5 protein-coding genes and 1 pseudogene are annotated in these 4,713 nt (G+C 61.8%); 1 reads left to right on the plus strand and 5 read right to left on the minus strand.

Annotated elements, in window-relative coordinates; translation table 11 throughout:
* Nucleotides 1-123: 123 nt before the first annotated feature.
* From EN935_RS22860 to EN935_RS22870, 4 genes and pseudogenes are all read right to left on the minus strand, one after another.
* Complete coding sequence (locus tag EN935_RS22860; protein ID WP_127264177.1) at nt 124-1,116, minus strand: GlxA family transcriptional regulator; 993 nt, start codon at nt 1,114-1,116, stop codon at nt 124-126.
* 15 nt (nt 1,117-1,131) lie between these two features.
* A complete protein-coding gene (locus tag EN935_RS40885; protein ID WP_164771274.1) occupies nt 1,132-1,281 on the minus strand; it encodes a hypothetical protein in 150 nt (49 codons plus the stop codon).
* Between the two features lie 27 nt (nt 1,282-1,308).
* A complete protein-coding gene (locus EN935_RS22865; RefSeq protein ID WP_109671217.1) occupies nt 1,309-2,349 on the minus strand; it encodes a proline racemase family protein in 1,041 nt (346 codons plus the stop codon).
* Between the two features lie 164 nt (nt 2,350-2,513).
* A pseudogene (locus EN935_RS22870) lies at nt 2,514-2,783 on the minus strand (proline racemase family protein); the annotation flags it as partial.
* A gap of 348 nt (nt 2,784-3,131) precedes the next feature.
* On the opposite strand from EN935_RS22870, the gene dusA reads away from it, so the two are divergent.
* Nucleotides 3,132-4,130, plus strand: a complete 999-nt coding sequence (gene dusA / locus EN935_RS22880; protein ID WP_109671219.1) for a tRNA dihydrouridine(20/20a) synthase DusA — start codon at nt 3,132-3,134, stop codon at nt 4,128-4,130.
* Between the two features lie 16 nt (nt 4,131-4,146).
* Here the strand turns inward: dusA and EN935_RS22885 are convergent.
* Nucleotides 4,147-4,713: TIGR02281 family clan AA aspartic protease (locus EN935_RS22885; protein ID WP_127373630.1), on the minus strand; the 567-nt coding region annotated here is incomplete at its 5' end.

The following is a 4,713-nucleotide window of genomic DNA, read 5'->3' on the forward strand; positions in this document are numbered from 1 at the left end:
GACAGGCTAACGGCAGGTAAGGTAGGCAGTCGGGAGGGGTAGGCGACGCTTCCGGCGCCGTCACTGCGGACCTCTCGTCGAGACCCAAAGCGGTTGTGGCGTCACTCTATCAACCTCGGCAAGTCAGTTCGAAACGGCCGATCTGAACTTGCTCGGTGGTTGACCATAAGTCTGACGGAAGAGCCTCGAGAAATGCGAGGCGTTTTCAAAGCCGACCTCGATCGCGATCTCGATCATCGGAGCCCGGGTCTGCATCAGGAGGTATTTCGCTCGCTCCAGACGCACCCTTGTGTAGACAACCGCCGGAGAACTGTTTGTTTTCTCAATGAAGAGGCGCTCGAGTTGCCTTCGTGATAGTCCAACCAAGGCGGCCAATTTGGGAATGGAGATTCTATTCTCGACATGGTTCTCCATGATGATGAGCGCAGCCTTGAGTCTGGGATCATGGCTCTCGATGGCAAGCGGTCTGCGCGGCTGGATGTCCGACGCCGAGCGCGCCTTCTCGATCTGCAGCACCTCGAGTGCGTTTGTCTCGGCCTCCCTGCTGATATGGCGCCTGACGATCGACGCGGCCATATCTGCCGCGCTGCTGCCGCCGGCACATGATCCCCTGGTGCGGTCAAGATTGAACAGACGGTCCGCCCTGACCGCGTGATCCGGGAAGCGCTCGCGGAAAGCCTGAAAATGGAGCCAGCTGACGCAAGTCTGATGGTACTTCATCAGGCCAGCCTCGGCCAGGATGAACGTTCCCGTGCAGACCCCAATCAAGGGGACTTTCGCAGCGGCGGCTCGCTTGAGGTAGCTGACTGTCTCGCTGTCGACCGGAAATTCACCGTTCAGCAGCCCGCCGACGACCACGATATAGTTGAACTCTCTCGGGTCCACGAAATCCGATGTCGGCGCGACCTGGACTCCGCAACTGGAGGTGATCAGGTTTCGGGTGCTCGCCAGGAGCTGCCAATCGGCCAAAACCCTGCCAGATTTGTCGGTCTCGTCGCTCGCCAATCTTAGCGTGTCGACGAACAGCGCGAACGCGGAAAGGGTGAAGGAGCGAGCGAGGACAAAGCCGATCTTCAATCGGTCGATGCCGGGTGCTTCTTCCGCCGATTTCTTCACCGCCTGCCTCCGTCCTTATCTGGCCGACAGCGCCTTACGATGTCGCAGTGCCCGCAAGCGAATATCGGAACGAATGGTCGCACCCGCGGCGATCAGCTGCATCAGTTCGCCGATGCAATCGATCGTCGTCCGCCGGCAATCCACAAACACCTTACCCTTTGCCATCGTCGCACAGCCCGGCTGTCGGTGCACCTACTGCTTCACCGAGGTGGAGGTTCCCCAGGTATCGGACAGCACATAGCCTTGGGGGTACGGATCGGTTGGATCGAGATAATAGCTGTGCTCGCCCGTGATCCAGGCCCGGCCGGTGATCTCCGGAACGATCGCCTTGCGATCGCCGATCTGCGTCAGCTCCAGGATCCTGCCGGTGAAGCGCGAGCCGATGATCGATTCATGGACTAACACGTCGCCAACACCCATCAAGCCGCGGGCCTGCAGCACGGCCATGCGGGCCGATGTGCCGGTTCCGGTCGGGCTGCGGTCCGAGCGGCCCGGCGAGACGATGCAGGTGTTGCGGGTGACGTTGCCAGGGCCCTGGAACGGCATGGCGAACTGCACAATCGACACGCCGCGCACATGGTCGAATTCCGGATGGACGACATCGAGCTGTTCGCGCGCGGCCCGTCGGACCTTCTCACCGGCGACCGCCAGCTCGCGAGCCTCATTGGGAGCAACCGAAAAGCCGAGCGCCTTGGCATCGACGATTGCATAGAACATGCCGCCATAGGCGATATCGACCTTGAGCGTGCCTAGCCCCTCGACCTCGATATTGGCATCCAGGCGATCGACAAAGGCGGGTGCATTGCGGAAAGTGATCGACAGGCATTTGCCGTCGCGGCATTCGGCGCGAACTTCGATGACGCCGCCCGGCATGTCGAGCTTGAAGCGTGTCTCGGGCTCCTGCATCGGCACCATGCCGGTTTCGAGCAGTACGGTGGCAACGCAGATCGTGTTGGAACCGGACATCGGAGGATATTCCGTCGGCTCCATGATGATGGCACCGGCGACGCAATCCTCGCGCGTCGACGGAACCAGGAGATTGACGTGCCGAGCAACGCTGCCGCGCGGTTCGCAGATCAGCATCCGCCTTATGTGGTCGTGATCACGTTCCATCGTGATCATCTTGTCCATCATCGTGAGGCCCGCCGGCGGCAGGACGCCTCCGACGATGACATCACCGACTTCACCTTCGGCATGACAGCCGACGACACGAATGGAGGCTTTCGTACGCATTGTTGTTCCTTGTCGATTGCAAGCCTACGCGGCGAAACGAGCAGCGAGTCCCGAAGTTCAAGCCATATGTCTCCCACGGTGAAACCTTCCGGAAAAGCATCATCATTGTCCAACACGATCGTGTTCAGCCACGCGCCCGACGCTATCCCTGCGTTTGGTTCCGCCTACTTGATCTGGAATCCGTGGGCCAATGGATCGCGATCGTCCACGAATATCGTGTTGTGGCCGATGATCCGTGCCCAACCGCCGACACTGGGCTTGATGCCCTTGAAGGGTCCGACATCGGCCTCGGCTTCGATGCGGCCCTCGAACACGGTGCCGATCAGGCTTTCCTGGCGGAAGGTGTCGCCGACCTTCAGTCGTCCCTTCCCATAGAGTTGCGCCAGGCGAGCCGAAGTCGTCCCGGTGCCGCCCGGCGAACGGTCGATCGCCTGGAGCGGAGCGGGGGCTTGCCCACATCGCACATATCATCGATATGAAGGTCAATGAGTTTGCCGAAGGTCTTCAGGCGCGAAATTCGCGACTCGCTGGGTGTCTTGCCGCGGTCGATCTGACGTTCATCATCTATTGCCCAAAGTCGGGCATCGTCGCGCCGCAGAAACGTCTCGCTGACATAGCGGCCTTTGCGGCGGACCTGAACGCGCCAAGAGCCCGAAGGGAGTCTTGTGAAAGTGGCCATCTTTCGTGTGTACTCAGATGTCGAAACGTGGCGAAAAGCGTCGCATGGGGGCGTAAATTCGTGTGCACTTGGTACGAGCTAACCAGTTGAGACTATTAGAAAAATGAAGCAATATCAAGCACATAGATTGGCTATTGCACCTATGATGGACTGGACGGACCGACATTGCCGGTTCTTCCATCGCCAGCTGACGAGCCGTGCGCTGCTCTACACCGAGATGGTGGTCGCCGACGCGGTCATTCATGGCGCTCGCGAGCGGCTGCTCGGCTTCGATGCAGCGGAACATCCGGTCGCCCTGCAGCTCGGCGGCTCGGATCGCGAAAAACTTGCCGAGGCGGCGCGCATCGGCGAGGCTTTTGGCTACGACGAGATCAACCTCAATGTCGGCTGTCCGTCAGATCGCGTCCAGTCGGGTACGTTCGGCGCCTGCCTGATGAAGGTGCCGGACCTCGTCGCCAGCTGCGTCACAGCGATGAAGGCGGCGGCGACAATTCCCGTCACCGTCAAATGCCGCATCGGCGTCGACGACCAGGATCCGGAGCCGGCCCTCGACGCGCTGGCGGATGGTGTTTTCGGCGCCGGCGCCGACGCGCTGTGGGTGCATGCGCGCAAGGCGTGGCTGGAAGGGCTGAGTCCCAAGGAGAACCGTGACATCCCACCGCTGGACTATGGCCGCGTCTATCGGCTGAAGGCCAGAAAACAAAGCGAATTCATCGGCATCAATGGCGGCATTCAGTCGATTGAGGAGGTGCGGGCACATCTCGATCATATCGACGGCGCCATGCTTGGCCGCGCCGCCTATCATACGCCTGGCATCTTGGCCGGCGTGGATGCCGCGTTCTACGGCGCCAAGTCCGAAGCGTTCGACTTCGCCGCGCTGATCGATGCCATGGCGGACTATGCGGCACGCCATATCGAGCGGGGCGGGCGGCTTGGCCATGTCACCCGCCATATGGTCGGCCTGTTCCATGGCTTGCCCGGCGCGCGCCGCTACCGCCAGATCCTGTCCAGCGACGCCGTCCGGCCCGGAGCCGGGCCGGACGTGCTGAAGACGGCGTTCGCAGCCGTCGAGCTCAGTGGAGTGGCGGCCGAAGCGGCCTGAGTCTGGGAGCCGGAGCTCAATCCCTGAGGATCATGCGGTCGCCGCGCACGTCGAAACCCGACAGCGAGCCGATGAAGTTCATGCCGAGCAGGCTCTGGCTGAGCATGCCAGGTGCAGCGATCATCACCGGCATGTCCCTGCGCATGATGCCGCCGATCGCAATCTGATCGGTTTTCACGGCCGCGGCGCGCGCTATGCCGTTGGCGGTCGAAACCGGGATGGTGTAATTGAGCGCCGCTGGATTGAATCCGGCGGCTTGCGCGTCTTCGGACGTCAGCACGGTGCTGGTCGCGCCGGTATCCACCACGGCTCGGACCGGATTGCCATTGACCAGGATGCGCGCTTCGAAATGGCCGTTGTCCGCCTTGTCGAGCGTCACCGTGGCGTGGCCGTCTTCGACACCCAGGGCCAGCGGGCTGCCGGGAACAAGGCCTGCGGTCACGCGGCTGGCGACATCCTGCAGTTCATAGCGATATTGGTAGCCGGCGATCAGTGCGAGCACGATCGCCACCCAGGCGCCGAGGTTGCGAGCCATAGCGCCCAATGGCCTGCCCGAGCGAAGCAGGCCATTGGGCGCTATGGC

Origin of the sequence: Mesorhizobium sp. M7D.F.Ca.US.004.03.1.1 (assembly GCF_003998635.1) — a bacterium.
GTDB classification, from domain to species: Bacteria; Pseudomonadota; Alphaproteobacteria; order Rhizobiales; family Rhizobiaceae; genus Mesorhizobium; species Mesorhizobium loti.